Below are 24,687 nucleotides of genomic sequence, written 5' to 3'. Positions count from 1 at the left end.
GGAGGTCTGTGAGAAGCTGAGCCGGTGACCGCGGTGCGCGCGATCGTGCTCGCCGCCGGCGCCGGCCGGCGCTTCGGCGGCCCCAAGCAGGTCGCCGCGCTCGGCGGCCGGCCGCTGCTCGCCCACGCGATCGGCAACGTGCTCGCCGCCGGGCTCACGCGGCCGGTCGTGGTGCTCGGCGCCCGCTCCGCGGAGGTGCGTGCGGCGGTGGACCTGCGCGAGGTGGAGGTGGTCGAGGCGCCCGGTTGGGAGACCGGTCCCGGCGCGTCGCTGAAGGCGGGGCTGGTCGCGGTCGGCGCGGGCGGCGCGGCTGGGGCGGGCGGCGCGGCTGGGGCGGGCGGCGCGGCTGGGGCGAGCGGCGCGGCTGGGGCGAGCGGCGCGGCTGGGGCGGGCGGCGCGGTGGATGCCGTGCTCGTCGTGCTCGGCGACCAGCCGCTCGTCGGGCCGGCGGCGATCCGGCGGGTGCTCGCGGCGCGCACGCCGGGCCGGGCGGCGGTGCGCGCGACTTACGACGGCGAGCCCGGTCACCCGGTCGTGCTGGAGCAGGAGCTGTTCGCGCGGATCCTCGCGCAGGACGACGGCGCCGGCGCCGGGCCGCTGCTGCGGCGCTGTGGTGCGATCGAGGTGCCGTGCGACGACGTCGCCGACCCGCGCGACGTCGACACGGTCGCGGACCTGCGCGCGTGCGAGCGGCTCGTCGGGCGGACGTGACGCGGCGGGCGCCCCCGGCACCCCGCGCGTGAGCCAACTTCGATCAGGAAAGGCGCGGTTTGATGCGCTTTCGCGCCTGGCTGCGTCTGCGCTGCTCGCGCGGCGGGTAGGAGATGCTGCGGCCGATCGCTATGGGGGCGAGCATGTCAGAGTCGCGCAGGACCTGGGTCACGGGCAGCCTGACCACGCAAGGAGCGGTGGCCGCGCTCGCGGCGCTCGCGTTGCTGCTGGCGCTCGCGCTCCCAGCCGGCGCCGCGACGGTGTCGGGCACGGTCTTCCACGACTACAACACGAACGGGCTGCGCGACGCGGACCCGGCCAGAGGCGCGGTCGACGGTCCGGTCGCGGGGTTGACCGCGCGGGCGTTCGTCGCCAGCACGAGAGTGGTCGATACGACGACGACCGCGGCCGACGGCACCTACACGCTCAACGCGCCAGACGCCAGAGTGCGGATCGAGCTGAGCGGGCCGCGGCCGTGGTGGTCGACGCGCCAGCTCAACGGGCTGCGCTCGCACGAGCAGTTCGTCGACGCCTCCAGAGCGGTCAGAGGCGCCGACTTCGGCGTCCACTACACGCGCGACTGGTCGGTCAACAACCCGCCGGTCTCGTACGCGATGCACTGGCCCGGGCCGACGAACGTCAACAGCGGCAACAGCGCGATCCGTGGGATCGACTACTTCACGACCCCGCAGACCGGAAGCACGTTCAACACCGAGCCGTCGAGACGGACGCTCGCGACGTTCGGCGAGATCGGCACGGTCTACGGCGTCGGGATCGATCAGAGCACCGGCACGCTCTACGCCGGCGCCTACTACAAGCGCTTCGCCGGGCTGACGAGATTCGGCACCGGTGCGATCTTCCGCGTCGGCCCGCTCGGCGCCGTCAGCCTCTGGGCCGACGTCAGCGCCGGCGCCGACGGCCACCCGGGCAGCGACGTCAACGACTGGTTCAACACGCCGCCGGCGAACCGCGACATGTCGTGGGACCTCGTCGGCAGGCGCGGGCTCGGCTCCGTCAGAGTCGACCCTGCCGATCAGAACCTCTACGTCGTCAACCTGAACGACAACACGCTCAACCGCCTCCCGCTCGACGGGACAGCGCCGGTCAGACCAGCGTCCTCGACGCCGGTCCCCGACCCGGGCTGCACAGGCGGCACGTGGCGCGCGTTCTCGATCGGCTTCGACCGCGGCGCGAGCGAGGAGATGTACGTCGGCGGCGTCTGCGACGCGGAGACGTCGCAGAGCACGGCCGACCTGAGAGCGGTCGTCTACCGCGTCGGCACCCCGGACGGAACGCCGACGTTCAGCCCGGTGCTCAGCGTCCCGCTGACGTACACGCGCGTGCCGAACCCGCCGGCCGGCTCGCCGTTCCAGTCCGCGTCGAGCGACTGGCAGCCGTGGCCGACGGCCGCGACGATCAACGGCAGAGGCTTTCTCAGCCCCGCCGACGTCGGCCGCGGGAGACGCGGCTCGGTCGGCGGCTCGCTGTTCGTCAACGACGAGTCCTACCCGCAGCTGACGGGGATCTCGGTCGACTCCGACGGCAGCCTCCAGCTCGGCTTCCGCGACCTGATGGGCGACATGTCAGGCAACAGCGTGATCGGCGAGGGCAACACCGACCCGTTCGACCCGTCGTTCTTCGGCGCGTCGGTGACGATCCAGGGCGACCTGCTGCGGGCTGCGCCGAGCGGCGCCGGCTTCACGCTCGAATCCGGCGGCAGCGTCGGCGGGCGCACCGGCTTCGGTGCCAGAGCGTTCGCTGCGGGCGGCTACGGCGCGGTCGGCCCGGGCAACGGCTACTTCTACGACCCGAACCCCGGGATCGGGCTCTCGATACCGAACAACCAGCTCGGCGGCGTGATGCAGGTCCCGGGCTTCCGCGACGTGCTGAGCACGCAGAACGACGTGCTGAGAGCGACCTCGAACGGGTTCCTCTGGTACGACGACGCGAACGGCAGAAAGACGCGGCTGTTCGAGAACTACTTCTCCTCGCCGTACTCGCCGACGGGCGGCTGGCAGAAGGCGAACGGGCTCGGGGACCTCGACTCCTACATGGGGCGCGCGCCGGTCCAGATAGGCAACCGGCTCTGGTACGACGTCGTTCGCAACGGGTTGCAGGACGCGGACGAGGATCCGGTCGTCGACACGGTCGTGGAGCTGCTGGACGAGACCGGCATCGTGATCGACAACACGACGACGGACTCGAGCGGCGAGTACGTCTTCGCGGTCGCGCCGGACACGAGATACACGGTGCGGGTGCCGCTGGCACAGCCGTCGCTCGACGGCTGGGTCGTGACGATCGCGTTCGCCGGCAGAGACCGCCGGATCGACAACAACGGCGTCGAGAGAGACGGGCGCTCGGTCGCGTCGGTCAGCGCGCATGGCGTCGGGCACAACGACCACACCTACGACTTCGGCTTCAGCAGACCACTGCCGCCGAGACCGCCGGAGCCGAGACCGCCGACGCCACCCGAGCCGCCGCAGCCGCCGGTGCCCCAGCCGCCGCCGCCCGAGCAGCCGGTCTACGCGGGCGCCGAGCCGTCGCCGGAGACGCCGATGGTGCTGGTGAAGTACCTCGTCAGACGCACGCGCCAGGGCGACGTGCTGAGAAGACTCCAGTTCGGCATGGTGGTCCGCAACGCAGGCCCGCACACCGTCGACCGCGTCAGACTGTGCGACAGCCTGCCGCGGCTGCTCGACGTGCTCGGCGCGACGAGACTGGCGAGAAGATATCCGAGAGCCCGTGAGGTCTGCTGGAGACTCGCCAGCCTCCCGAGCGGCCACGCGAGGAAGTTCCACGTCCTCACGCAGCTGCGCAGAAGAGTCCTGCTCGGCCTGCTGATCAACCGCGCTCGCGCCGTCGCGCAGAGAGTCAGACCCGCCCACGCGAGAGCGGTCCTGCGACCGAGACGACCCGCGCCGAGAGTGACCGGATGAGCGGGCGGCGAGCACCGGGCGCAGTGCTCGCGGCGCTGCTCGCGACGCTGCTGGCGACGGTCGCGGCATGCGGCGGCGGCTCGTCCTCGTCCGAGGACGCCGCCGGCACGACCGCCGCCGCGAGAACGGTGCCCGGCACGGCGGTGAACGACGCGCAGGCGCTCCAGCTCGCGCGCACGCTGCAGCAGAACCGCGAGCGCGGCGGCGCGCGCTTCACCGCCGCGTTCGACATCGACGGGCAGCCCGTCCACGCGCGCGGGCGGGTCGACTTCAGCCGCGGCCGCGGCGTCGTGCGCGTCAGCCCCGACGATCCGCAGCTGAGTGCGCCGCGCACGTTCTACTGGACCCGCCACGCCGTCTTCGCGCAGGAGATACCGGGCGGCCGCACGTTCGCGCGGCGGGCGCCCGATCCGGAGAACGACCCGATCCAGGCGATGATCGGCTTCGTCCACCTGCTGTCGGCCGAGACGATCGACAACACCGCGAACATCCGCGACCAGGGCGCGCGCTTCCTCCGCCGCGCGACGCTGGACGGCAGACGCTACGACGTCTACCGCTACGGCAGGACCGGCGCGATCACGCTGTGGGTCGCGCCCGACGGCACGATGCGCAGAGCCGTGACCGAGCGCGTGAGCGACGGCCTCGACGTGACGCTGCTGACGCACGAGCCGGTGACGGTGCGGCTGCCGGCGGATGGGTGAGCGGCCCGCTCACCTCACGGCGACGACGATTCGTTCGCGCCGGTACTCGGACGGCAGGCTGCCGAAGTGCGCGCGGAACGACTTCGCGAACTGGGCCTGCTGGCTGTAGCCGACGCGTCGGGCGACCGCGCCCACCGTCAGGCTGGGATCGGTCAGCAGGCGGGCGGCGTTCGCCATCCGGACGGCCGTCAGGTGTCTGCGGAAGGTCGTCCGGCCGATCTCCGTGAAGGCGCGCTGGAGCTGCCGGCGCGAGGTCGTCAGGCGCGCTGCGACGGCGTCGATCTCGATCTGCGTCCCGTGCTCGCGCTCGACGATCTCGATCGCGCGGGCGTAGAGCTGGGTCCGGGTGTGGACGGTGTCTGGTCGCTGCACTTTCACCTCCTCCAACGCGCCGTGGTCGCCGAGGTCGGCGACTGCTGCGTCGTGCTTGCGAGCTGCCGCCGATTATGTCGGGAAGCGTCGTCGTTATGTGCGGAGACCGCTCGTTGAGCGCTGAGATGCCAGGGCGTTGGTCTGGAGTGACAAGACGTACGTCTGAGGTGCCAAAGTGCTCAATTGCACTGGGCTGGCGGCCGAATCACAGGGGCGAACAGAGGGCGACATGAGGTCGCCCCGGGACGATCATCAAGGAGATGAGACGTATGTCCCTTCGAATCAATACAAACGTCGAGGCGTTCAACGCGCATCGCAACCTCGAAGGTACGAGCACCAAGCTCGCGAAGTCGATGGAACGCCTGTCCTCAGGGTTCCGTATCAACCGCGCTGCCGACGACGCTGCGGGTCTGGCGATCTCGGAGAAGCTGCGTGGGCAGATCGGCGGTCTGAACCAGGCGCGTCGCAACGTGCAGGATGGCATCTCGCTGGTGCAGACGGCGGAAGGCGCGCTGACGGAGGTGCACAGCATGCTCCAGCGCGTTCGCGAGCTGAAGGTCCAGCACGAGAACGGCACGCTGGCCGCCGGCGACAGAGGCGCGATCGCGTCCGAGGTCGACCAGCTGACGAGAGAGATCGATCGACTCGGCGTGACGACGCAGTTCAACGGGATCACGCTGCTCGACGGCAGAAACCCGGCGATCAGATTCCAGGTCGGCGCCAACGACGGCGAGGTCATCTCGGTCGCGACGGTCTCGCTCGAAGAGAGAATCACCAGACTCACGATTGCTTCGACGCTCGGTGCGCTCGACGCCGCGATCGGCATCGTCTCGGATCAGCGTGCGGCGTTCGGTGCGGTGCAGAACCGTCTGGAGCACACGTACAACAACCTGTCCGTGTATCAGGAGAATCTGTCCGCTTCGGAGAGCCGGATCCGTGACGTCGATATGGCGGCGGAGATGGTGACGTTCACGAAGAACAACATCCTGCAGCAGGCTGGCACGAGCATGCTGGCGCAGGCGCAGCAGGCCCCGCAGTCCGTTCTGTCACTGCTGCGCTGAGGAGGTTGACATGTCCCTTCGTATCAACACGAACGTCGAGGCGTTCAACGCGCATCGCAATCTGGAGAGCACCAGCGGGAAGCTGGCGAAGTCGATGGAGCGGCTCTCCTCGGGTTTCCGGATCAACCGTGCGGCGGATGACGCTGCGGGTCTGGCGATCTCGGAGAAGCTGCGCGGTCAGATCGGCGGTCTGAACCAGGCGCGCCGGAACGTGCAGGATGGCATCTCGCTCGTCCAGACGACGGAAGGCGCGCTGACGGAGGTGCACAGCATGCTCCAGCGCGTCCGTGAGCTGAAGGTCCAGCACGAGAACGGCACGCTCGCGGCGAACGACAGAGGCGCGATCGCGTCCGAGATCGCGCAGCTCGCCGCCGAGATCGGCCGGATCGGAACGACCGCGCAGTTCAACGGCATCAGACTGCTCGACAGCGCCGTGGCGGCCACGTTCCAGGTCGGCGCCAACGACGGCGAGGTCATCTCGGTCGCGCTGATCAGACTCTCCGCGGAAGTGAGAGACATCAGAGCGGACGCGACGCTCGCCGTCATCGACACCGGGATCGAGAACGTCTCGAGAGCACGCGCGTCGTTCGGCGCGGTGCAGAACCGCCTGGAGCACACGTACAACAACCTGTCGGTGTATCAGGAGAATCTGTCGGCGTCTGAGTCGCGAATTCGTGACGTGGACATGGCAGCGGAGATGGTGACGTTCACGAAGAACAACATCCTGCAGCAGGCCGGTACGAGCATGCTCGCGCAGGCCCAGCAGGCGCCGCAGTCCGTCCTCTCGCTGTTGCGTTAGGACGACCGCGCCGTGCAGGCCGGAGGCGGGGCGGGCGACCGCTCCCCTCCGGCCGCGTTCACGACGCTGACAGGCTGGTCTGTCTTCTGAGCTGCCAGACGAGCACGCCGCCGCCGAGGCCGCCGAGCACGATCGAGGTGCCGCCGAGCGCGAGCAGCAGCGGAGATCCCGAGCCGAGCCCCTGGCCGAGCAGCGCGTAGGGGACCGTCCGCAGCAGCGCGCCGATCGCCATCGCGCCGAGGAACGCGTGCGCGCGGACGGGCGAGACACCGGCCGCGTAGTGGAGCGCGGTCGCGGGGACGCCCGGCATCAGCCGGGCGGCGAGCGTCGCGGCGAAGCCGCGCCGCTCCAGCAGCTCGCTGACGCGCGCGAGCTTCTGCCGGCGCAGCACGACGCGCTCGACCTGCTCGCGCGCGACGGTGCGGGCGAGCACGAACGCGACGAGCCCGCCGAGCACCGCGCCGCCCCACGCGAGGGCGGTCCCGCCGAGCGAGCCGAACGCGAGCCCGCTGGCGCCGGCGAGCACCGTGCCGGGGAACAGCGCGGGGGTCAGCACGGCCCAGGCGACGAGCGCGATCATCGGCGCGAGCAGTCCGAGCTGCCCGCCGAGCAGCAGGTCGCGCAGCCCGCTCGGGGACTTCGGCAGCAGCAGCGCGGCGGCGAAGGCGATCGCCGCGGGCACCGCGAGCAGGGCGAGGCGGCGGATCGCCATCGGGTCAGGGTAGTCGGCCTAGAGTGAGAGTCCATGGATCCAGCACGCGGCGGGTACGACGTGTCGTGCGTGGCGCACGTCCACACGACCTTCTCGGACGGGACCGCGACGGTCCCGGAACTGCTGGCCGCCGCGCGCGGGAGCGGGGCGGACGCGGTGCTGCTGACCGACCACGACACGCTCGCCGCCCGCCATGACGGGTGGGAGGGCTGGCACGACGGCGTCCTGCTCGTCGTCGGGGTGGAGGTCAGCCCGCCGACCGGCCACTACCTGGCGTTCGGCGTCGAGCAGGAGGTCGCGCACGACGGGCGCAGCCCGCTGGAGATCGCGAAGGCGGTGCGGGCGGCCGGCGGCGTCGGCTTCGCCGCCCACCCCTTCTCGCGCGGCAGCCGCATGCTCGTTCCGGCGCTCGCGCGGCGCGTCGTGCCGCCGCACGGCTGGGCGGCGCTCGCGCTCGACGGCGGCACCGACGGGATCGAGCTGTGGAGCGTCACGACCGACGGCGCGGAGGCGTGGCGCACGCCCGCGGAGGCGGTCCGCTGGATGCGCGACCCGGTCGCCGCGACCGACGACGGCCCACCGGCCCACCATCTGCGCGCGTGGGATGAGCTGTCGGCGCGCCGCCGCGTGCCCGCGCTCGGCGGGCTCGACGGCCACGCCCCGGGCGTGCGGCTCGACGGACGCGTCCGCTCGCCGCTGTCGCACGTGCGCACGTTCCACCTGCTGCGCACGCACCTCGTCTGCGAGCGCCCGCTGACCGGCGACGGCCCGGCCGATCGCGCGACCGTGCTCGCCGCGCTGGCCGCCGGCGCCGCCTGGCTCGCACGCCCCTGCGTCGCCCCAGCGGAGGGCGCGCGCCTGTGGGCCGAGCTGGCCGACGGGTCGACCGTGCCGATGGGCGGGGAGGCGACGCTCGGCGCAGGCGCGGCCGCCCCCGGCACGCCCGCCCCCGGCCCGGCCGCGCCCGGCCCGCCCGCCCCCGGCCCGGCCGCGCCCGCCGTCCTCCGCCTCCGCCTGCCGCGCGCCGCCGGCGTGCGCGTCTTCCGCGACGGCGCGACGGTCGCTGAGCAGCCGCTCGCCGACGCGCTCGACCTCGACCTCTCCGCACCCGGCGCCTACCGCGTCGAGGCGCGGATCGACGGGCGCGTGTGGCTGCTCTCCAACCCCGTCCACCTGCGCGCCGACCGCGCCGACCGCGAGGGCGAGCGCGGATGAGCGAGCGCCGGACATTACCTCCGAGGTCGTAGATCTCCACGGCGGTCGGCGCGAAGCTTGCGCCCATGAACGACTCCACCACATCCATCGCCGGCAGCCGCCTCGACGGCCGCCCGCTCCTGCGTCCCGCGCTCAAGCTCGACGCCGTCGTGACCGGCGCCAACGGCGCCGCCTACCTCGTCGCGGCCGGGCCGCTCGGGGACCTGTTCGGCCTCTCGCCGACGCTGCTGCGCGCCGCGGGCGCGTTCCTGCTGCTGTTCGCCGCCGCCGTCTGGATCACCGGCTCGCGCCGCGAGATCCCGCGCGCCGCCGTCATCGCGATCGTCGCGCTGAACGTCGTCTGGGCGGTCGAGAGCCTCGTCGAGGCCGTCGTCGGCTGGGGCTCGCCGACCGCGGTCGGCACGATCTGGATCGTCATGCAGGCGGTCACGGTCGCCGGCTTCGCCGGGCTGCAGGCGCTCGGGCTGCGGCGCGAGCAGCGAAGCGCCTGAGGCTCGTAGGATTCGGGCGATGTCAGCGGTGTCCCGCCCGAGGAAAGAGAAGCGATGAGCCAGAGCAGACCGTCAGCGAACATCGGCGTCGTCGGGCTTGCCGTGATGGGGTCGAACCTCGCGCGCAACCTCGCGAGCCGCGAGGGCAACACGGTCGCGGTCTACAACCGCTCGCCCGAGCGGGCGCGGACGCTGGTCGCCGAGCACCCCGAGGCGGGCTTCGTCGCGAGCGAGTCGATCGAGCAGTTCGCCGCCTCGCTCGCGAAGCCGCGCACCGCGATCGTGATGGTCCAGGCGGGCAAGGGCACCGACGCCGTGATCGACCAGCTCGCCGACCTGTTCGAGGACGGCGACATCATCGTCGACGGCGGCAACGCGAACTTCCACGACACGATCCGCCGCGAGCACGCGCTGCGCGAGCGGGGGCTGAACTTCGTCGGCGCCGGCATCTCCGGCGGCGAGGAGGGCGCGCTCAACGGGCCGTCGATCATGCCGGGCGGCTCCGCCGAGGCGTACGCGACGCTCGGGCCGATCCTCGCCTCGATCGCCGCCGTCGCCGAGGGCGAGCCGTGCGTGACGCACGTCGGAACGGACGGCGCCGGCCACTTCGTGAAGATGATCCACAACGGCATCGAGTACGCCGACATGCAGCTGATCGCCGAGTCCTACGACCTGCTGCGGCGCGTCGGCGGCCACGACGCCGAGGCGATCGCCGAGGTCTTCGCGGCCTGGAACGAGGGCGACCTCGAGTCGTACCTGATCGAGATCACCGCCGAGGTGCTGCGTCAGACCGACGCCGCCACCGGCCGGCCGCTGGTCGACGTGATCCTCGACGAGGCGGGCTCGAAGGGCACCGGCGTCTGGACAGTGCAGAACTCCGTCGGGCTCGGCGTGCCGGTCGGTGGGATCGCCGAGGCGGTCTTCGCCCGCGCCGTCTCCAGCAAGCCGGCACAGCGCGCCGCGGTGCAGGCGACGATCGAGGCGCGGCCTGAGATCCAGGCCCCGGGCGACGGCTTCGAGGACGACGTGCGCGCCGCGCTCTACGCCTCGAAGGTCGTCGCCTACGCACAGGGCTTCGACGTGATCATCGCCGGCGCGAAGGAGTTCGGCTGGGAGATCTCGCTCGGCGACATCGCGAAGATCTGGCGCGGCGGCTGCATCATCCGCGCCCGCTTCCTCAACCGCATCGTCGAGGCGTACGCCAACAACCCGTCGCTGACGACGCTGCTGGAGGACCCGTACTTCGCCGCCGCCGTGCGCGACGGCGAGACCGCCTGGCGTCGCATCGTCGCGACCGCCGCGCTCTCCGGCATCCCGGCGCCCGGCTTCTCCGCCGCGCTCGCCTACTACGACTCGCTCGCCTCCGAGCGGCTGCCGGCCGCGCTCGTCCAGGGCCAGCGCGACTTCTTCGGCGCGCACACCTATCGCCGCGTCGACAGAGACGGCGCCTTCCACACGCTGTGGTCGGGCGACCGCTCGGAGGTCGCGACGGCATAGCGTCGCGCATCGTCCTGGATTGGTGTCGCTCTACGACAGCAATCCAGGACGACCGGCCCTCGGCCGGCACCGGAAATCGGTCGGAGGCGGTTTCGGAGGGACCTCAGTAGGTTGAGGTGCAATGTCCGTTAGCACGCCACGCCACGCCACGCGCCGGTCCTGCCTGTCGGTTCCCGGCTCCTCCGAGAAGATGCTCGCCAAAGCGCCGGGACTCGGCGCCGACGAGCTGATCGTCGACCTCGAGGACGCGGTCGCCGCGAGCGCCAAGGACGCCGCGCGCGAGCTGGTCGTGGCGGCGCTCGGCAGCGACGCGTGGGCGGGCGTTCCGGTGAGCGTGCGGGTCAACGCCCCGCGCACGCCGTGGTGCCACCTCGACGTCGCCGCGCTCGCGGCGCTGCCGGCCCAGCCGGCGGCGCTCGTCGTGCCGAAGGTCGAGAGCGCCGGCGACCTCGCGTTCGTCGAGCGGCTGCTCGACGGCGCCGAGGCGGCCGCCGGCCACGGGCGCCCGCCGCTGCGGGTGCAGGCGCTGATCGAGACCGCCGCGGGCCTCGCGAACGTGCAGCAGATCGCCGCCGCCTCGCCGCGGCTGGACGCGCTGATCCTCGGCTACGCCGACCTGACCGCGTCGCTCGGGCGCACCGCCGCCGGCGCTGCCGACCTCGACGGCTGGCGCCCGGCGCAGGACGCGCTGCTGCTCGCCGCCCGCGCGCACGGGCTGCAGGCGATCGACGGCCCGTACCTCGGCGTCGCGGTCGATGATCCCTTCACCGCCGCGACGACCCGCGCGCGCGACCTCGGCTTCGACGGCAAGTGGGCGATCCATCCCGCGCAGGTCGCGGCGCTCAACGCCGCGTTCACGCCCACCGACGAGGAGCTGAGCCGGGCGCGCGCGGTGCTCGACGCGCTCGCGGCCGCCGAGCGCGACGGCGGCGCCGGTGCCGTCGCGCTCGACGGCGAGATGCTCGACGAGGCGATCCGCGCCGCAGCGCTGCGCACGCTCGCGCGCGCCGGGGAGACGTCGGCATGACGGGGTCGAAGACCGCCGTCCACGTCGCCGGCCCGTTCTTCGACGAGCTGGAGCGCGGCTACGTCGAGCGCCGCGCGCCCGCGCTGACGCTGACCGAGGGCCACGCCGCGCTGCACCAGGCGATCCTCGGCAACCGCCTGCGGCTGACGCTCGACGCGCCGCTGTCGCGCGCCGTGCTCGGCGCCGAGCGTCCGCTCGCGCATCCCGCGCTCGTCTGCGACGTCGCGATCGGGCAGTCGACGCTGCTGACCCAGCGCGTGATCGCCAACCTCTTCTATCGCGGCCTCGTGCTGCGGCGCGCGCCGCTGATCGGCGACACGCTCCACACGACGACGGAGGTCGTCGCGCTGAAGCAGAACAGGGCGCGACCGGACCGGCCCGCGACCGGCCTCGCGGTGCTGCGGATCGTGACGGTCGACCAGGACGAGCGCCCCGTGCTCGACTTCACCCGCTGCGCGATGCTGCCGCTGCGCGACCCGCACGCCGCGACCGGCCACGCCGACGAGCTGCACGGCGAGCCGCTGCCGCTCGACGTCGCGACACTCGCCGCGCCCGTCGCCGGCTGGGACCTCGGCGCGCTGCGCGCGGCATCGCCCGGTCAGACGTTCGGCGACCTTGCCGACGGCACTGTCTGGGAGGTCGAGGGCGGGGACGTCGTCAGCGCCGCTCCGGAGCTGGCGCGGCTGAGCCTCAACGTCGCGATGGCCCACCACGACCGCGACGCCGGGCAGGCGGGCCGCCGGCTCGTCTACGGCGGCCACACGATCGGCCTCGCCGCCGCGCAGCTGACGCGCGCGCTGCCGAACCTCGCGACGATCGTCGCCTGGCACGGCTGCGACCACCTCGCGCCGGTCTTCGAGGACGACACGCTGGAGTCGACCGTCGAACTGGAGCGGCGCGAGCCGCTGGAGGGCGGGGGCGGCCTCGTGCACCTGCGCTCGCGCGTCCGCGCGCGCCGGGCCGCGACGGGCACCGACGGCGGCGCGGCCGCGAGCGCGTCCGAGCCGGTCGACGTGCTCGACTGGCGCCTGGTGGGAGTCATGCCATGAGCGCTCCCGAGGGAATCCTCTCCGGCCTGCGCGTCGTCGAGGGCTCGGCGTTCGTCGCGGCGCCGCTCGGTGGCATGACGCTCGCGCAGCTCGGCGCCGACGTGATCCGCTTCGACCAGATCGGCGGCGGGCTCGACCGCGACCGCTGGCCGCTGGCGGAGAACGGGCAGAGCCTCTTCTGGGCCGGCCTCAACAAGGGCAAGCGCTCGATCCAGCTCGACCTCCACGCGCCCGCCGGACGCGAACTGGTGCAGGAGCTGGTGACCGCGCCGGGCGACGAGGCCGGGCTGTTCCTTACGAACTTCCCGGCGCGCGGCTGGCTCGCCTACGACGCGCTGCGGGCGCGCCGCGAGGACCTCGTGATGGTCGCGCTGACCGGCAACCCGGACGGCTCCAGCGAGGTCGACTACACCGTCAACCCGGCGACCGGCTTCCCGTGGGCGACCGGTCCGCGCAACCTCGCCGAACCGCTCAACAGCGTGCTGCCGGCGTGGGACGTCGCGATGGGCACGCTCGCGACGACGGGCCTGCTCGCGGCCGAGCGGCGGCGCACGCGGACGGGGGAGGGGACGCTGGTGAGACTGTCGCTGTCCGACGTCGCGTTCGCGATGGTCGGCAACCTCGGCCGGATCGCGGAGGCGCAGCTCGGCGCGCGCGACCAGCCGAAGGACGGCAACTACCTCTACGGCGCGTTCGGCCACGACTTCGAGACGCGCGACGGCCGCCGCGTGATGATCGTCGCGCTGACGCCGCGTCAGTGGACGGCGCTGCAGCAGGCGACGGGGATCGGCGAGGCGTGCGCGAGCATCGAGCAGGCGACCGGCCACGACCTCTCGACCGAGGCCGGGCGCTTCGGCGCGCGCGACCTGATCGCGGCGCTGCTGCGGCCGTGGTTCGCCTCGCGCGACCTCGCGCAGATCCGCAACGCGTTCACGGGCACGAACGTCTCGTGGGGGCCGTACCAGACGTTCCGTCAGCTCGTCACCGAGGACCCGCGCGCGTCGACCGCGAACCCGATGTTCAGCGACGTCGAGCAGCCCGGGATCGGCACCTATCTGACGCCAGGCTCACCGCTGCACTTCGACGCGCTGCAGCGGATCGCGGCGCGGCCTGCGCCGCTGCTCGGCGAGCACACCGAGCAGGTGCTCGCCGACGTGCTCGGCCTCAGCCCGGCCGAGATCGGCCGCCTGCACGACGACGGCGTCGTCGCCGGGCCCGCCTGAGCGGGCGGGCGGAGGGGCTGGCGGGCGGCCGAGCGGCGGTGCGCGACCGGAGCGGCGGCGAGCGGCCGGAGCGGCCGCCGCTGGCGGTCAGCCGGCCGGTGGCTCGCGGTAGAGCGTGAGGACGGCGTCGCGCGTGTGCTCGATGTGCTCGACCATCGCGCGGCGGGCGCCGTCGGCGTCGCCCTGCTCGACCAGTCTGACGATCGCCGCGTGCTCGTTCGTGACGCGGCTCGTGCGCTCCAGCCCGCGGCCCCTGCTCCACATCTGCACGTAGCGCTCGCCGCGGTTGCGCAGCGTGTCGACCAGCTCCAGCGCCGTCTCGCGGTCGGCCGGCGCGTACAGCGTCGCGTGGAAGGCGGTGTTCAGCTCCAGCCAGCGGGCGCGGTCGCTCGCCCCGCTCATCTCGTCGTTGATCGCGATCAGCCGACCGATCGTCGCGCTGTCGACGTGCGGCGCGGCCTGCGCGACGAGGTGGCCTTCGAGCAGCGCCCGCAGCTCGTAGACCTCGGCGATGCGGGCGAGGCTGAGGCCGCGCACGACGGCGCGGCGATGGGCGGCGGCCTCGACCAGGCCCTCCGCCTCCAGGCGGCGGATCGCCTCCCGCACCGGGACGCGCGAGACGCCGAAGTGCTCAGCCAGCTCGACCTGGTTGAGGATCGCGCCGTCTTCGAGCTGCCCGCCGTTGATGGCGTTGCGCAGCGCGTCCGCGATGTAGTCCGAACTCGTCCGGCGGTTGCGCAGCTCCGGCGCGTCCCCGATCAGGGCGTATTCCACGCGAGCGAGCATACGCCTCAGGCCGGCACTGCGCTCGCGGCAGGTCGGCGCGGCTTCGCGCGCGCCGCTCCTCCATCAGACGCCGACGCGCGCCGGCCGCCCGCGCCGCTCGATCGCGTCGAGGCGGAAGCCGGCCGGCAGCTCGAGGTCGTGGGCGGCGAGCAGCGGGGCGTCGCCGATCACGGTCTCGGCGGAGCCGTCGGCGACGATCCGGCCGGCAGACAGGATCACCGCGCGCTCGCACAGCTCGGCGGCGAACGGGAGGTCGTGGGTGACGACGAGCAGCGTGCGCGGGATCCGCTCGAGCACGTCGAGCAGCTCGCGCCGGGCGCGCGGGTCGAGGCTGGCGGACGGCTCGTCGAGCACGAGCAGCGCGGGGTCCATCGCCAGCACCGTCGCGATCGCGACCCGCCGCCGCTCGCCCATCGACAGCTCGTGCGGGGCGCGGCTGGCGGCGTCGTCCATCCGCACGGCGGCGAGCGCGTCGGCGACCCGCCGCTCGACCTCCGGCCGCCCGAGCCCGAGGTTGAGCGGCCCGAACGCGACGTCCTCGCGCACACTGCCCATGAACAGCTGATCGTCGGGGTCCTGGAAGACGAGCCCGACCCGCGCGCGCAGCTCGCGCAGCGTCTTGGGGCCGACGTCGAGCCCGGCGACTTCCAGCGATCCGGCGGTCGCGCGCAGCAGGCCGTTGAGGTGGAGCATCAGCGTCGTCTTGCCGGCACCGTTGGGGCCGAGCACCGCGACGCGCTCGCCGTGACCGACGTCGAGGTCGACGCCGTCGAGCGCGGCGTGCCCGTTCGGGTAGGAGTAGCGCAGCCCGCGCGCGTGGATCGCGCAGCTCACCGCGCGCCCGCCACTTCCGCCGCGACCCGCACCGCCACGAGCAGCGCGAGCACGCCGCCGACCGCGGCGACGTCGCGACGCGCGAGCCGCAGCGGCTCCAGCTCCGGCATCGCGCCGGCGTAGCCGCGCGCGACCATCGCGAGGTAGACGCGCTCGCCGCGCGCGTGCGTGCGCAGGAACAGCGCCGCGGAGGCACGGCCGAGCGGCGCGACGTCGGTCGCGCGGCGCGGGTGGAAGGCGCGCGAGGCGAGCGCCGCGCGGGTCCGCCGCAGCTCCTCGGCGATCACGTGCAGGTAGCGGTACATGAAGCCGGCGACGAGCGTCAGCAGCGGCGGCACGCGCAGCCCGGCGAGGCCGCGCAGCACGTCCGGGTAGCTCGTCGTCGCGCCGAGCAGCACGGCGCCGACGGTTCCGATCGCCGCCTTCGCGGCGAGCGCGGCGAAGACCGCCAGCCCGGCCTCGGAGACGGTCAGCGGGCCGAGCGACCAGGTCGTCCCGCCGGGCCGCATGAACGGGATCAGCACGGCGATCAGCAGCACCGGCGGCAGCACGATCCGCGCCCGCCGCCAGACGGTCCCCGCGCCGACCCGCGCGACGATCGCGGTCGCCGCCAGCACGGCCGCGCAGGCGACGAAGACCGGCCACGCGCGCAGCGGCGTCGAGACCGCCGCGAGCGTGATCGCGAGCATCGCGAGCAGCTTCGCGCGCGGGTCGAGCCGATGGATCGCGCTGCCGGGGTCGCCGGCGACCCCGGTCAGCGTGAGCGAGTGCGCGCCGCTCACCGCCGCTCCCTCACGCCGCCGGCGGCGCGGCGGGCGGGCCGCCGGCGAGCGGGCTGGCTGCGGGCGAGCCGCCGCCGGCCGCGCCGCCGGGGCGCGCCGCCGAGGGCGGGCCCGTCGCCCGCCGCCGCAGGACGAAGCCGATCCCGTAGGCGAGCGCGAAGACGGTCAGCGTTCCGGCGAAGCCGGCGACGGCGGTCGCCAGCCGCGGGTTGTCGATCCCTGGGAACGCGTAGTCGGGCACCGGCGCGTCGTGCTGGATCCGGTGCAGCCTGCCCTGCTCGGCGAAGCCCTTGTCGGCCGCGACCCGTTCGAGCCCGTCGGGGTGCGAGGACGCGTACGGCGAGACCGCGAACGCGAGCCCGACGGCGAGCGCGACCGCCACCGCGACGAACGCCTTCATCGAGATCCGCGCGGGCATCAGGCGCGGCCCGGGATCGCGGGAGCCGCGGCCGGCGGCGCCGGCATCGTGCCGTCGCGCGGGCCGATCGCGACGAGGTCGGGTCGCGACGCCAGCACGGCGGCGACCGCGGCGACGGTGATGACCGCCTCGCCGACGCCGATCAGCGCGTGGACGCCGAGCATCGCCGGCAGCACCGTGCCGAGCGGGACGGTGCCGGAGATCGCCAGCTCGACCGCCGTCGCCGCCGCGCCGACCATCACCGACAGCCACGCGCCGCCCGCGACGACGGCGAGGAACGCGCTGCGGTTGCGCGGCGCGAGCGCGCGCGCCCACGTCATCAGCCAGCCGACGAGCAGCGCGCCGAGGATCCCCATGTTGAGGACGTTCGCCCCGAGTGCGGAGATGCCGCCGTCGGCGAACAGCAGCGCCTGCGTCGCGAGCACGACCGTCATCGACACGCACGCGAGCCACGGTCCGAGCAGGACCGCCGCGAGCGCGGCGCCGAGCAGGTGGCCGCTGGTGCCGCCCGCGACGGGGAAGTTGAGCATCTGGACCGCGAAGATGAACGCCGTCGTGACGCCGAGCAGCGGGACGCGGCGCTCGTCGAGCTGCTCGCTGGAGCGCCGCACCGCGTAGCCGACGACGCCGATCGAGATCGCGCCGGTGACCGCGGCGACCTCGGGGCTGAGGAAGCCGTCAGGGATGTGCATGGCCGCCCTCGCGCGCGCAGCCGGCGCACAGCCCGACGATCGGGAAGTGACTGAAGCGGGCCTCGAAGCCGGTCGCCGCGCGCACCGCCGCGCGCACGCCGTCGAGCTGCGCCGGCTCCAGCGCCGCGAGCGCGCCGCAGCGCTCGCACGCGACGAACTCACGCCGCTCGCGCCCGGCGAGCACGTACTGCCCGGGACCGTGGCCGACGTGCAGGTGGCGGACGAGCCCGAGCTGTTCGAGCGTCTCCAGGTTGCGGTACGTCGAGGCGACGTCGGAGCGGGGGAGGAGCCCGTCGAGCCCGTCGGCGATCCGCTCCGCGCTGACCGGCTCGTCGACCGCGAACAGCGCCTCGATCACGCGCCGTCGCGCGGCCGTGACGCGGCGCCCGTCCGCGCGCAGGATCCTGACGGCGGCCTCGGCGTCGTCGGCGACGACGGGAGCGACATGGTGGGCGACGGTCACGATCACCTCGCAGGTCTGGAAGCTGCCGGACGAAGCGAACCTACCCGGATTGCGACTCGTTCGCAACAACGATCCGCCCGAAACCGGCAAGCTGGCGCGGGCGGCACCGTCGGGTGCGATCGGGCACAATGTGACGATGAGCGCCTCAGTCGTGTGGGCGACGGAACTGTCGCTTGGGTGGGACCTGACGCCCGCCTCGATGGCGGCGAGCGCCGTGCGCTCCGAGCTCTACCTCTTCACCGGCGTCGTCGACGTGCTGCCCGGCGCCAGACCGGACCGCGTCGTCGTCGTCCACTCCGGTCCCGCGAAGCCCGAGGCATGGCGCTCGGAGCTGCGCGAGGCCGGCATCATCCCCTGACCCAGGGGACCCATCGGACCCGCCCGGGGCGCGTCACCCGCGGCGGCTGCCGCGCCACTCGTGCGACAGCAGCCACAGCAGGAAGACGCCGCCGGCGACGCCGGTGACGATCCCGACCGGCAGGCGCCGGTCCGGCAGCAGGTGCTGCGCGGCGAGGTCGCTCGCGAGCAGCAGCACCGCGCCCGTCAGGGCGGCGGTCCCGACGCCCGGGCCCGCAGCCCGCGTCAGCCGCCGGCCGATCTGCGGCGCGGCCAGCGCGACGAAGACGATCGGGCCGGCTGCGGCCGTCGCGACTGCGGTCAGCAGCACGCCGACGACGAGCAGCGCCAGCCGCGCGCGCTCCGGCGTGACCCCGAGCGCGGCGGCCGCGTCGTCGCCCAGCTCAAGCGCCCGCAGCGGCCGCGACAGCAGCGCGACGAGCGGCACCAGCACGACGAGCGCGAGCGCGATCGGCCGCACGTGCTCCCAGCCGCGGTCGTCGAGGCTGCCGACGATCCAGCTCGCTGCGACGAGCGCGTCCTCGACTCGCGCGCGCGTCAGCAGGTAGTCGGTCAGCGCCAGCAGCATCGCGCTGAGGCCGATCCCGACGAGCACGAGCCGGTAGCCGCTGACGCCGCCGCGCCACGCGAGCAGGTAGACGGCGACCGCGGTCAGCAGGCCGCCGGCGACCGAGCCGGCGGCGATCGCGAACGTCGAGCCGCCGAAGGCGACGATCACCAGCACGGCCGCGGCGGCGGCGCCGGAGGTGAAGCCGATCACGTCGGGCGAGCCGAGCGGGTTGCGCGTGATCGACTGGAAGATCGCGCCCGCCGCGCCGAGCGCGCCGCCGACCAGCACCGCGGTCAGCGCCCGCGGAAGCCGCAGCGTCTCGACGACGAGCGTCGTCGCCGCGTCACCGCCGCCGAGCAGCGCCGTCACGACCTGGCCGAACGAGAGCGGATAGCTGCCGCTGCCGATCGACAGCACGAACAGCGCGAAGCAGAGCGCGGCGAGCAGCGCGCAGACCGCGAGCACGCGCGGCGCGACGCGCAGGCTGACGCCCGCGAGCGGCACCCGCACGACCCGGCCGAGCCCGGGCGCGCTCACAGCTGCGCGATCCTTCCGCGGCGCACGATCGCGATGAAGACGGGCGCGCCGAGGAACGCGGTCACGATCCCGACCTGGACCTCCTCCGGGCGGCTGATCACGCGCCCGAGCGCGTCGGCCGCGATCAGCAGGATCGGTCCGAGCACGATCGAGTACGGCAGCACCCAGCGCTGGTCGGGGCCGCAGACTGCGCGCGCGACGTGCGGCACGACGAGGCCGACGAAGACGATCGGGCCGAGGGCGGCGGTCGCCGCGCCGCACAGCAGCGTCACCCCGACCGCGCCCGCGACGCGCGTACGCCCGGGGCGCGCGCCGAGCGCGCGGCCGACGTCGTCGCCCATCGCGAGCGCGTTCAACGGGCGGCCGAGCACGATCGCCAGCGCGAGCCCGGCGACGATGAACGGCGCGACCTGCGCGACGACGTCGGCGTCGCGGCCGGCGAGCGAGCCGACGGCCCACAGGCGGTACTCGCTGAAGGTCTGCGGATCCGACAGCGCGATCCCCTGCACGGCGGCGAGCAGCGCGGCGGTCACGGCGGTGCCGGCGAGCGCGAGCCGCACCGGCGTCGCGCTGCTGCGCCCGCGCGAGCCGAGGCCGTAGACGAGCGCGGCGGCGAGGAACGCGCCCAGGAAGGCGAACCAGACGCGGCTCATGACGCCGGCGGTGCCGAGCCAGGCGATCGAGACGACGACGGCGAACGAGGCGCCGGCGTTGACGCCGAGCAGGCCGGGGTCGGCGAGCGGGTTGCGCGTGAGCGCCTGCATCAGCGCGCCGGCGGCGCCGAGCGCGGCGCCGACGAGCAGCGCGAGCAGCGTGCGCGGGATCCGCAGGTCGTGGACGATCAGCGCGTCCTGCGAGCCGTCCGGCGACCACACCAGCGACCAGACGCGGTCGAGCGGGATCGCGCGCGCGCCGACGCTGACGCTGACGAGCGCCAGCGCCGCGAGCACCCCGAGCGCGACGAGCAGGCCGGCGAGGCGGCGCGCGCCGGCCGCGCGCGGCGGACCCGCCCCCGCCGCCCCCGCCGGCCCCGCCGCCGCGACCGTTCCGCCGCTGGTCAGCCTCTCACCGCTCTGTCGAGCTGCGGGAGGACTCTGTCGAGCGCGTACGGGATGCTGAGCACGGTGCTCCACGTCAGCGCGGCCGACGCGAGCGGGTCGGTCACGTAGACGACGCGCCCGTCTCTGACGACGTCGAGCTGCTGGTAGAGGTCGGAGTCGTCGAGCGTTCTTCTCGCCTCCGGCGCGAAGCCGAGGTTCCACAGCAGCAGGTCGTTGTCGAGCAGGTCGAAGCGCTCGTCGCTGATCGTCGCGCCGTCCTTGTCGCCGGAGCGTCTGGCGATCTCCGCCGGCAGCCTGAACCCGAGCGAGGTGAGGAAGCGCGTGCGCGGGTCGGTCGGGCTGCGCGCGAACGAGCTGCCGTCCTCGAAGCGCTCGGCGACGACGGCGGAGCGGCCGTCGAACTGCGGGTGCGCTCTCGCGGCGGCGGCGAATCTGGCGTCGACCTCGGCGACGAGCGCTCTCGCCTCCTCAGCTCTGCCGAGCGCGCGGCCGGCGACCTCGGTCGCGGTCTGCCACGGGATGCCGTAGTCGACCACGCCTCTGGGCTGGAGCACGGTCGGCGCGATCTTCGAGAGCGTGTCGTACTGCTTCTGCGTGACGCCGCCGTAGAGCGCGAGGATCAGGTCGGGTCTGAGCTTCAGCAGCTCCTCGTAGTCGTAGGCCTGGTTGCCGGTGAACTCGCCTCTCGCGAGCACGGTCGGTCTGGCGTCGCCGAGCTGTCTCTGCGCCCACGGCCAGACGGCGTAGGGGTGGTCGCCGTACCAGTCGGTGACCGCGATTGGCGCGACGCCGAGCGCGAGCACGGCGTCCTGGTCGCTCAGTCCGAGCGTCACGACGCGCTCCGGCGCGGCGGGGATCTCGGTCGTGCCGAGCTTGTGCTCGATCGTGACGGGGAAGGCGCCGCTCTGCGCGCTCGTCGTGTTGCCGGCGCTCTGCGCGGCGGTCGCGCTCGCGCCGTCCGAAGAGGAGTCGTCGCTGCCGCAGGCGGACAGCAGCAGCGCGGCACCGAGGGCGAGGAGGAGCGCCAGCGCGTGGCGCAGGCGCGGTCGCGGGGCGGTCGATCGGGATGGCGGCAAGGTGAGTCTCCAGCGGGAACGGGGGCGGCAAACCAACTTAGGCTTCCCTAATTTCGGGGACCCTAACAAGGCTGTTCGCGGGTGGTCTTGACAGGGCTTTTCCTAGGTCTTAGGTTAAGTCCAATGTGAAGCGTTGGCGCGCGGTCGTGGGAGGCGCGCCGGCAGCGCTCGACCATGTCGAGTCCGAGGAGAGAGATCGTGTCCAGCAGGCCCAGGAGCGCCTGGCGCTCAGTCGTGCTCGCAGCCGGTGCCGCGATGGCGCTGGCGGTCGTCCCGTCGTCCGCGCTGGCGGTCGGCGAGACGCTCAACGTCTGGCAGACCGGCGGCAGCGGATCGAGCGGCTTGACGCCGCAGACCGACGTCAGACTCGGCAGTCCCGCGCGCGGGACGTACAACGTCGAGGTCGACGACAGCAAGGTGACGCAGACGGTCGACGGCGGCTTCGGCGCCTCCTTCACCGACTCCTCCGCGTACCTGCTGATGAGACTGAAGGCGTCGAACCCGAGCGGCTACTCGACGCTGATGAACAAGATCTTCGGGACGGCCGCCGCGGACGGCATCGGGCTGCGCTTCTGGCGCGTGCCGATGACCTCCTCGGACTTCACGGCCGCGAGATCGCACTGGACCTCGCGCGACAGCTCCGGCTCGCCGTTCGCGCTCAGCGCGCAGGACACCGGCCGCATCATCCCGGTGATCAGAGACGCGCTCGCGATCAACCCGAACCTGCGGATCATGGCGAGCCCGTGGAGCGCGCCCGGCTGGATGAAGTCCAACGGCTCGATGATCTGCAACACCGGCTCGGGCAACAGCACGCTGCTGCCGGCGCACTACCAGGACTGGGCGGACTACTTCGTCAGCTGGATCAGAGCGTACGAGTCCAACGGGATCCCGATCTGGGGCGTCAGCGCGCAGAACGAGCCCGGCTACTGCCCGAACAACTACCCCGGCATGACGTGGACGCCGGCGGCCGAGGGCGCCTGGGTCGCCAACTACCTGCGCCCGTCGCTGACGAGAGCGGGCCTCAGCAAGCAGATCCTCGGCTTCGACCACAACTGGGAGTTCTTCGCCAATCCGCTCGCGCTGATGAACGGCAGCGCGGCGAGCTTCGACGGACTCGCGTGGCACTGCTACGACAACCCCAGCGACCCGGCCGCGATGACGAAGCTGCGGAACCTGTTCCCGACCAAGAGCGTCTACGAGACCGAGTGCTCGTCGGACACGACCCCGACGGACATCATCAGATACGGCACGGCCGACATGACGCTGAAGTCGGTGCAGAACTGGGCGCAGGGCGTGATCACCTGGAACCTCGCGCTCGACCAGACGGGCGGCCCGCAGCTCGGCGGCTGCGTCGGCTGCGTCGGGCTGATCACGATCGACTCCGCGACGAGCGCGGTGACGCTGCGCAACAACTACTTCCAGCTCGGTCAGATCTCGAAGTTCGTCGCGCCCGGCGCGAGACACATCGCATCGACCGTCGACGCGCACGGGATCGTCACCGCCGCGTTCAAGAACCCCGACGGCCAGGAGGTGCTCGTCGCCCACAACACGAACGCGACGTCGACCTCGTTCACCGTCAGCTGGAACGGCAGAGGCTCGTTCAACTACACGCTCCCGTCGCGCGGCACGGTGACCTTCCGCGGCACGGTGCCGGCGGCGACCTCGCTGCCGGCGACGCCCGCCGCGGGGCGGACGTTCAAGTTCGTCAGCCGCACGAGCGGCAAGCCGTTCGGCGTCTCCGGCGCCTCGACGGCGAACGGCGCGAGAGTCGTCCAGTGGCTCGACAACAGCGACTGGGACCAGCAGTGGAGACTCGTCGACGCCGGCGGCGGCTACTGGAACCTGATCAACCGCAACAGCGGCCTCGGGCTCGACAACGGCGGCACCTCGACCGACGGCGTGCAGATGCAGCAGTGGGCGGTCGTCGGGACCGGCAACTTCAACCAGCAGTGGCAGATCACGGCGGCCAGCTCCGGCTATTACCGGATCGTCAACCGCACGAGCGGCAAGTCGCTCGACGTCAGAGACGGCAGCCTCGCCGAGGACGCCGCGATCCAGCAGTGGACGACGTACAGCGGTGAGCCCAACCAGGAGTTCCAGCTCGTCCCGACGAGCTGAGCGAGCGCGATGTCGATCACCCGCCGGACAACCCGCGACGTGCGCCTCGGAAACCGCGCGAGCGTGCTCTACACGCTGCGTCGCGAGGGGCCGATCAGCCGCCAGGACATCGCCGTCCGGGCGGGCGTCAGCGCGGCGACCGCGAACAACGTCGTCGGGCAGCTGCTGGAGGAGGGCGTGCTCGGCGAAGCCGGGCAGATGCCGTCCAACGGCGGTCGTCCGGCGTCGCTGACCGGGATCAACCCGGGCTACGGCGCGGTCGTCGGCGTCGACCTGGGGGAGACGGCGGTCCGGCTGGAGCTGTTCGACCTCGCGCTGCAGCGCACCCTGCTCGTCGACACGCCGGTGCGAGCCGGCGAGCAGGGCGCCGAGGCGATCGCGGAGCTGATCGCCGCCGGCGTCGAGCGCCTGCTGTCCGAGTCCGGGGTGGCGCGCGAGCGCCTGCTCGGGCTCGGCGTCGGCGTCCCCGGCATCGTCGAGGACAGCGGCACGTCGCTCGTCCACGCCCCGAGCATGGGGTGGGAGGGCGCGCCGCTGGCGGCGTTGTTGGAGCAGCGCACCGGCCTGCCGGCGACGGTCAGCAACGGGGCGAAGGCGCTCGGGACGGCGGAGGCGTGGTTCGGCGCCGCCGGCGAGGGTCAGGACGTCGTCGTCTGCCTGATCGGGACCGGCGTCGGCGCGTCGCTGTTGCAGCAGGGGACGCTCTACCGCGGCGCGAGCGCGAGCGCGGGCGAGTGGGGGCACACGACGATCGTGCTCGACGGCGACACGTGCCGCTGCGGCGCGCACGGCTGCCTCGAGGCGTACGTCGGTGCGCCCGCGATCGTCCGCCGCTGGGCGGCGGTGAGCGGGGAGGCGACGGCCGGGCTCGGCGAGGAGGAGGTGATCGAGCAGCTGGCGGTCGCGGCCGAGGCGGGCGGCGAGCAGGCGCTGGAGGTGCTGCGCGAGACCGCGCGCTACCTCGGGGCGGGCGTCAGCGACCTCGTCAACCTCGTCAACCCCGATCGGATCGTGATCGGCGGCTGGGTCGGGCTGCGGCTCGGGCCGCTGCTGCTCCCGCTCGTGCGGGAGCAGGCGAGGAGGCGTGCGCTGGGGCCGCCGTTCGAGCGGCTGACGCTCGACCTCTGCCACCTCGGGCCGGACGCGGTCGCGCTCGGAGCGGCGACGATGATCGTCGATCGCTTCTTCGCGGCCGGTGGACAGCGGGAGACAGTGTGAG

25 protein-coding genes are annotated in these 24,687 nt (G+C 73.4%); 14 read left to right on the top strand and 11 right to left on the bottom strand.

Annotated features, from left to right (window positions below; all coding sequences use genetic code 11):
* The first annotated feature begins 24 nt into the window (after positions 1 to 24).
* The 3 genes from CWOE_RS21625 to CWOE_RS21615 all read left to right on the top strand — a co-directional run bounded on the left by CWOE_RS21625 (position 25) and on the right by CWOE_RS21615 (position 4,348).
* Positions 25 to 711 (top strand): nucleotidyltransferase family protein, encoded by a 687-nt coding sequence (locus CWOE_RS21625; protein WP_012935775.1) that lies wholly within the window; start codon positions 25 to 27, stop codon positions 709 to 711.
* A gap of 197 nt (positions 712 to 908) precedes the next feature.
* Positions 909 to 3,647, top strand: a complete 2,739-nt coding sequence (locus CWOE_RS21620) for an SdrD B-like domain-containing protein (protein WP_041730799.1) — start codon at positions 909 to 911, stop codon at positions 3,645 to 3,647.
* A complete protein-coding gene (locus CWOE_RS21615) occupies positions 3,644 to 4,348 on the top strand; it encodes a hypothetical protein (protein ID WP_012935773.1) in 705 nt (234 codons plus the stop codon). Before CWOE_RS21620 ends, CWOE_RS21615 begins: the two co-directional genes overlap by 4 nt.
* Before the next feature lie 9 nt (positions 4,349 to 4,357).
* Here the strand turns inward: CWOE_RS21615 and CWOE_RS21610 are convergent, their stop codons facing one another.
* On the bottom strand, positions 4,358 to 4,720 hold the full coding sequence (locus CWOE_RS21610) for a helix-turn-helix transcriptional regulator (RefSeq protein WP_012935772.1): 363 nt from the start codon (positions 4,718 to 4,720) through the stop codon (positions 4,358 to 4,360).
* A 269-nt stretch (positions 4,721 to 4,989) separates the two neighbouring features.
* Here CWOE_RS21610 and CWOE_RS21605 point away from each other — a divergent pair, with 269 nt between their 5' ends.
* Positions 4,990 to 5,781 carry a flagellin N-terminal helical domain-containing protein gene (locus tag CWOE_RS21605; protein WP_012935771.1) on the top strand — a complete coding sequence of 264 codons (792 nt, stop codon included), beginning with the start codon at positions 4,990 to 4,992 and terminating at the stop codon, positions 5,779 to 5,781.
* A 10-nt stretch (positions 5,782 to 5,791) separates the two neighbouring features.
* Positions 5,792 to 6,580, top strand: a complete 789-nt coding sequence (locus tag CWOE_RS21600) for a flagellin N-terminal helical domain-containing protein (protein WP_012935770.1) — start codon at positions 5,792 to 5,794, stop codon at positions 6,578 to 6,580.
* Between the two features lie 58 nt (positions 6,581 to 6,638).
* On the opposite strand, the gene CWOE_RS21595 is transcribed toward CWOE_RS21600, so the two are convergent.
* Entirely contained in the window at positions 6,639 to 7,292 is a 654-nt protein-coding gene (locus tag CWOE_RS21595) for a TVP38/TMEM64 family protein (protein WP_012935769.1), read from the bottom strand.
* Positions 7,293 to 7,325: 33 nt separating this feature from the next.
* On the opposite strand from CWOE_RS21595, the gene CWOE_RS21590 reads away from it, so the two are divergent.
* The 6 genes from CWOE_RS21590 (at position 7,326) to CWOE_RS21565 (ending at position 13,794) form a co-directional block, all read left to right on the top strand.
* Positions 7,326 to 8,507 (top strand): PHP domain-containing protein, encoded by a 1,182-nt coding sequence (locus tag CWOE_RS21590; RefSeq protein ID WP_012935768.1) that lies wholly within the window; start codon positions 7,326 to 7,328, stop codon positions 8,505 to 8,507.
* A gap of 65 nt (positions 8,508 to 8,572) precedes the next feature.
* Complete coding sequence (locus CWOE_RS21585) at positions 8,573 to 8,998, top strand: hypothetical protein (protein ID WP_012935767.1); 426 nt, start codon at positions 8,573 to 8,575, stop codon at positions 8,996 to 8,998.
* 54 nt (positions 8,999 to 9,052) lie between these two features.
* Positions 9,053 to 10,495 (top strand): NADP-dependent phosphogluconate dehydrogenase, encoded by a 1,443-nt coding sequence (gene gndA, locus CWOE_RS21580; protein WP_012935766.1) that lies wholly within the window; start codon positions 9,053 to 9,055, stop codon positions 10,493 to 10,495.
* Positions 10,496 to 10,616: 121 nt separating this feature from the next.
* Complete coding sequence (locus tag CWOE_RS21575) at positions 10,617 to 11,522, top strand: HpcH/HpaI aldolase/citrate lyase family protein (protein ID WP_012935765.1); 906 nt, start codon at positions 10,617 to 10,619, stop codon at positions 11,520 to 11,522.
* Positions 11,519 to 12,571, top strand: a complete 1,053-nt coding sequence (locus CWOE_RS21570; RefSeq protein WP_012935764.1) for a MaoC family dehydratase — start codon at positions 11,519 to 11,521, stop codon at positions 12,569 to 12,571. Before CWOE_RS21575 ends, CWOE_RS21570 begins: the two co-directional genes overlap by 4 nt.
* Positions 12,568 to 13,794 carry a CoA transferase gene (locus tag CWOE_RS21565; RefSeq protein ID WP_012935763.1) on the top strand — a complete coding sequence of 409 codons (1,227 nt, stop codon included), beginning with the start codon at positions 12,568 to 12,570 and terminating at the stop codon, positions 13,792 to 13,794. Before CWOE_RS21570 ends, CWOE_RS21565 begins: the two co-directional genes overlap by 4 nt.
* 87 nt (positions 13,795 to 13,881) lie before the next feature.
* Here CWOE_RS21565 and CWOE_RS21560 read toward each other — a convergent pair whose 3' ends face one another.
* The 6 genes from CWOE_RS21560 to CWOE_RS31205 form a co-directional block, all read right to left on the bottom strand.
* Entirely contained in the window at positions 13,882 to 14,568 is a 687-nt protein-coding gene (locus CWOE_RS21560; RefSeq protein WP_160165551.1) for a GntR family transcriptional regulator, read from the bottom strand.
* Positions 14,569 to 14,643: 75 nt separating this feature from the next.
* Positions 14,644 to 15,414, bottom strand: a complete 771-nt coding sequence (locus CWOE_RS21555) for an energy-coupling factor ABC transporter ATP-binding protein (RefSeq protein ID WP_012935761.1) — start codon at positions 15,412 to 15,414, stop codon at positions 14,644 to 14,646.
* Positions 15,411 to 16,196, bottom strand: coding sequence for a cobalt ECF transporter T component CbiQ (cbiQ, locus tag CWOE_RS21550; RefSeq protein WP_012935760.1), 786 nt, complete (start codon positions 16,194 to 16,196; stop codon positions 15,411 to 15,413). Before cbiQ ends, CWOE_RS21555 begins: the two co-directional genes overlap by 4 nt.
* Positions 16,197 to 16,206: 10 nt before the next feature.
* Positions 16,207 to 16,614 (bottom strand): PDGLE domain-containing protein, encoded by a 408-nt coding sequence (locus tag CWOE_RS21545; RefSeq protein WP_012935759.1) that lies wholly within the window; start codon positions 16,612 to 16,614, stop codon positions 16,207 to 16,209.
* Positions 16,614 to 17,306, bottom strand: a complete 693-nt coding sequence (locus CWOE_RS21540; protein ID WP_012935758.1) for an energy-coupling factor ABC transporter permease — start codon at positions 17,304 to 17,306, stop codon at positions 16,614 to 16,616. Before CWOE_RS21540 ends, CWOE_RS21545 begins: the two co-directional genes overlap by 1 nt.
* Positions 17,293 to 17,775, bottom strand: a complete 483-nt coding sequence (locus tag CWOE_RS31205) for a Fur family transcriptional regulator (protein WP_049793362.1) — start codon at positions 17,773 to 17,775, stop codon at positions 17,293 to 17,295. Before CWOE_RS31205 ends, CWOE_RS21540 begins: the two co-directional genes overlap by 14 nt.
* Before the next feature lie 130 nt (positions 17,776 to 17,905).
* Here CWOE_RS31205 and CWOE_RS32955 point away from each other — a divergent pair, with 130 nt between their 5' ends.
* Positions 17,906 to 18,127: a hypothetical protein gene (locus CWOE_RS32955; RefSeq protein WP_012935756.1), complete on the top strand. Its 222-nt coding sequence runs from the start codon at positions 17,906 to 17,908 to the stop codon at positions 18,125 to 18,127.
* A 33-nt stretch (positions 18,128 to 18,160) separates the two neighbouring features.
* Here CWOE_RS32955 and CWOE_RS21530 read toward each other — a convergent pair whose 3' ends face one another.
* From CWOE_RS21530 to CWOE_RS21520, 3 genes are read right to left on the bottom strand one after another with little or no spacing between them, the layout of a single operon-like run.
* Complete coding sequence (locus CWOE_RS21530) at positions 18,161 to 19,213, bottom strand: FecCD family ABC transporter permease (RefSeq protein ID WP_012935755.1); 1,053 nt, start codon at positions 19,211 to 19,213, stop codon at positions 18,161 to 18,163.
* Positions 19,210 to 20,274 (bottom strand): FecCD family ABC transporter permease, encoded by a 1,065-nt coding sequence (locus CWOE_RS21525; protein WP_012935754.1) that lies wholly within the window; start codon positions 20,272 to 20,274, stop codon positions 19,210 to 19,212. The genes CWOE_RS21530 and CWOE_RS21525 overlap by 4 nt, the downstream gene beginning before the upstream one ends.
* Positions 20,271 to 21,350, bottom strand: a complete 1,080-nt coding sequence (locus tag CWOE_RS21520) for an ABC transporter substrate-binding protein (protein ID WP_012935753.1) — start codon at positions 21,348 to 21,350, stop codon at positions 20,271 to 20,273. Before CWOE_RS21520 ends, CWOE_RS21525 begins: the two co-directional genes overlap by 4 nt.
* 198 nt (positions 21,351 to 21,548) lie before the next feature.
* Between CWOE_RS21520 and CWOE_RS21515 the strand changes: the two genes are divergently transcribed.
* A complete protein-coding gene (locus tag CWOE_RS21515; RefSeq protein WP_160165550.1) occupies positions 21,549 to 23,468 on the top strand; it encodes an RICIN domain-containing protein in 1,920 nt (639 codons plus the stop codon).
* A 9-nt stretch (positions 23,469 to 23,477) separates the two neighbouring features.
* Positions 23,478 to 24,686 carry an ROK family transcriptional regulator gene (locus CWOE_RS21510; protein ID WP_012935751.1) on the top strand — a complete coding sequence of 403 codons (1,209 nt, stop codon included), beginning with the start codon at positions 23,478 to 23,480 and terminating at the stop codon, positions 24,684 to 24,686.
* Position 24,687 lies beyond the last annotated feature (1 nt).

It is taken from the genome of Conexibacter woesei DSM 14684 (assembly GCF_000025265.1).
GTDB classification, from domain to species: domain Bacteria; phylum Actinomycetota; class Thermoleophilia; order Solirubrobacterales; family Solirubrobacteraceae; genus Conexibacter; species Conexibacter woesei.
This window is presented reverse-complemented; position numbering and strand designations above follow the sequence as displayed.

Coding starts and splice junctions, on each gene's coding strand:
- CWOE_RS21615 (WP_012935773.1), top strand. CDS start 3,644: ATGAGCGGGCGGCGAGCACCGGGCGCAGTGCTCGCGGCGCTGCTCGCG.
- CWOE_RS21605 (WP_012935771.1), top strand. CDS start 4,990: ATGTCCCTTCGAATCAATACAAACGTCGAGGCGTTCAACGCGCATCGC.
- CWOE_RS21600 (WP_012935770.1), top strand. CDS start 5,792: ATGTCCCTTCGTATCAACACGAACGTCGAGGCGTTCAACGCGCATCGC.
- CWOE_RS21595 (WP_012935769.1), bottom strand. CDS start 7,292: ATGGCGATCCGCCGCCTCGCCCTGCTCGCGGTGCCCGCGGCGATCGCC.
- CWOE_RS21590 (WP_012935768.1), top strand. CDS start 7,326: ATGGATCCAGCACGCGGCGGGTACGACGTGTCGTGCGTGGCGCACGTC.
- CWOE_RS21585 (WP_012935767.1), top strand. CDS start 8,573: ATGAACGACTCCACCACATCCATCGCCGGCAGCCGCCTCGACGGCCGC.
- gndA (WP_012935766.1), top strand. CDS start 9,053: ATGAGCCAGAGCAGACCGTCAGCGAACATCGGCGTCGTCGGGCTTGCC.
- CWOE_RS21575 (WP_012935765.1), top strand. CDS start 10,617: ATGTCCGTTAGCACGCCACGCCACGCCACGCGCCGGTCCTGCCTGTCG.
- CWOE_RS21570 (WP_012935764.1), top strand. CDS start 11,519: ATGACGGGGTCGAAGACCGCCGTCCACGTCGCCGGCCCGTTCTTCGAC.
- CWOE_RS21565 (WP_012935763.1), top strand. CDS start 12,568: ATGAGCGCTCCCGAGGGAATCCTCTCCGGCCTGCGCGTCGTCGAGGGC.
- CWOE_RS21545 (WP_012935759.1), bottom strand. CDS start 16,614: ATGCCCGCGCGGATCTCGATGAAGGCGTTCGTCGCGGTGGCGGTCGCG.
- CWOE_RS21540 (WP_012935758.1), bottom strand. CDS start 17,306: ATGCACATCCCTGACGGCTTCCTCAGCCCCGAGGTCGCCGCGGTCACC.
- CWOE_RS32955 (WP_012935756.1), top strand. CDS start 17,906: ATGAGCGCCTCAGTCGTGTGGGCGACGGAACTGTCGCTTGGGTGGGAC.
- CWOE_RS21510 (WP_012935751.1), top strand. CDS start 23,478: ATGTCGATCACCCGCCGGACAACCCGCGACGTGCGCCTCGGAAACCGC.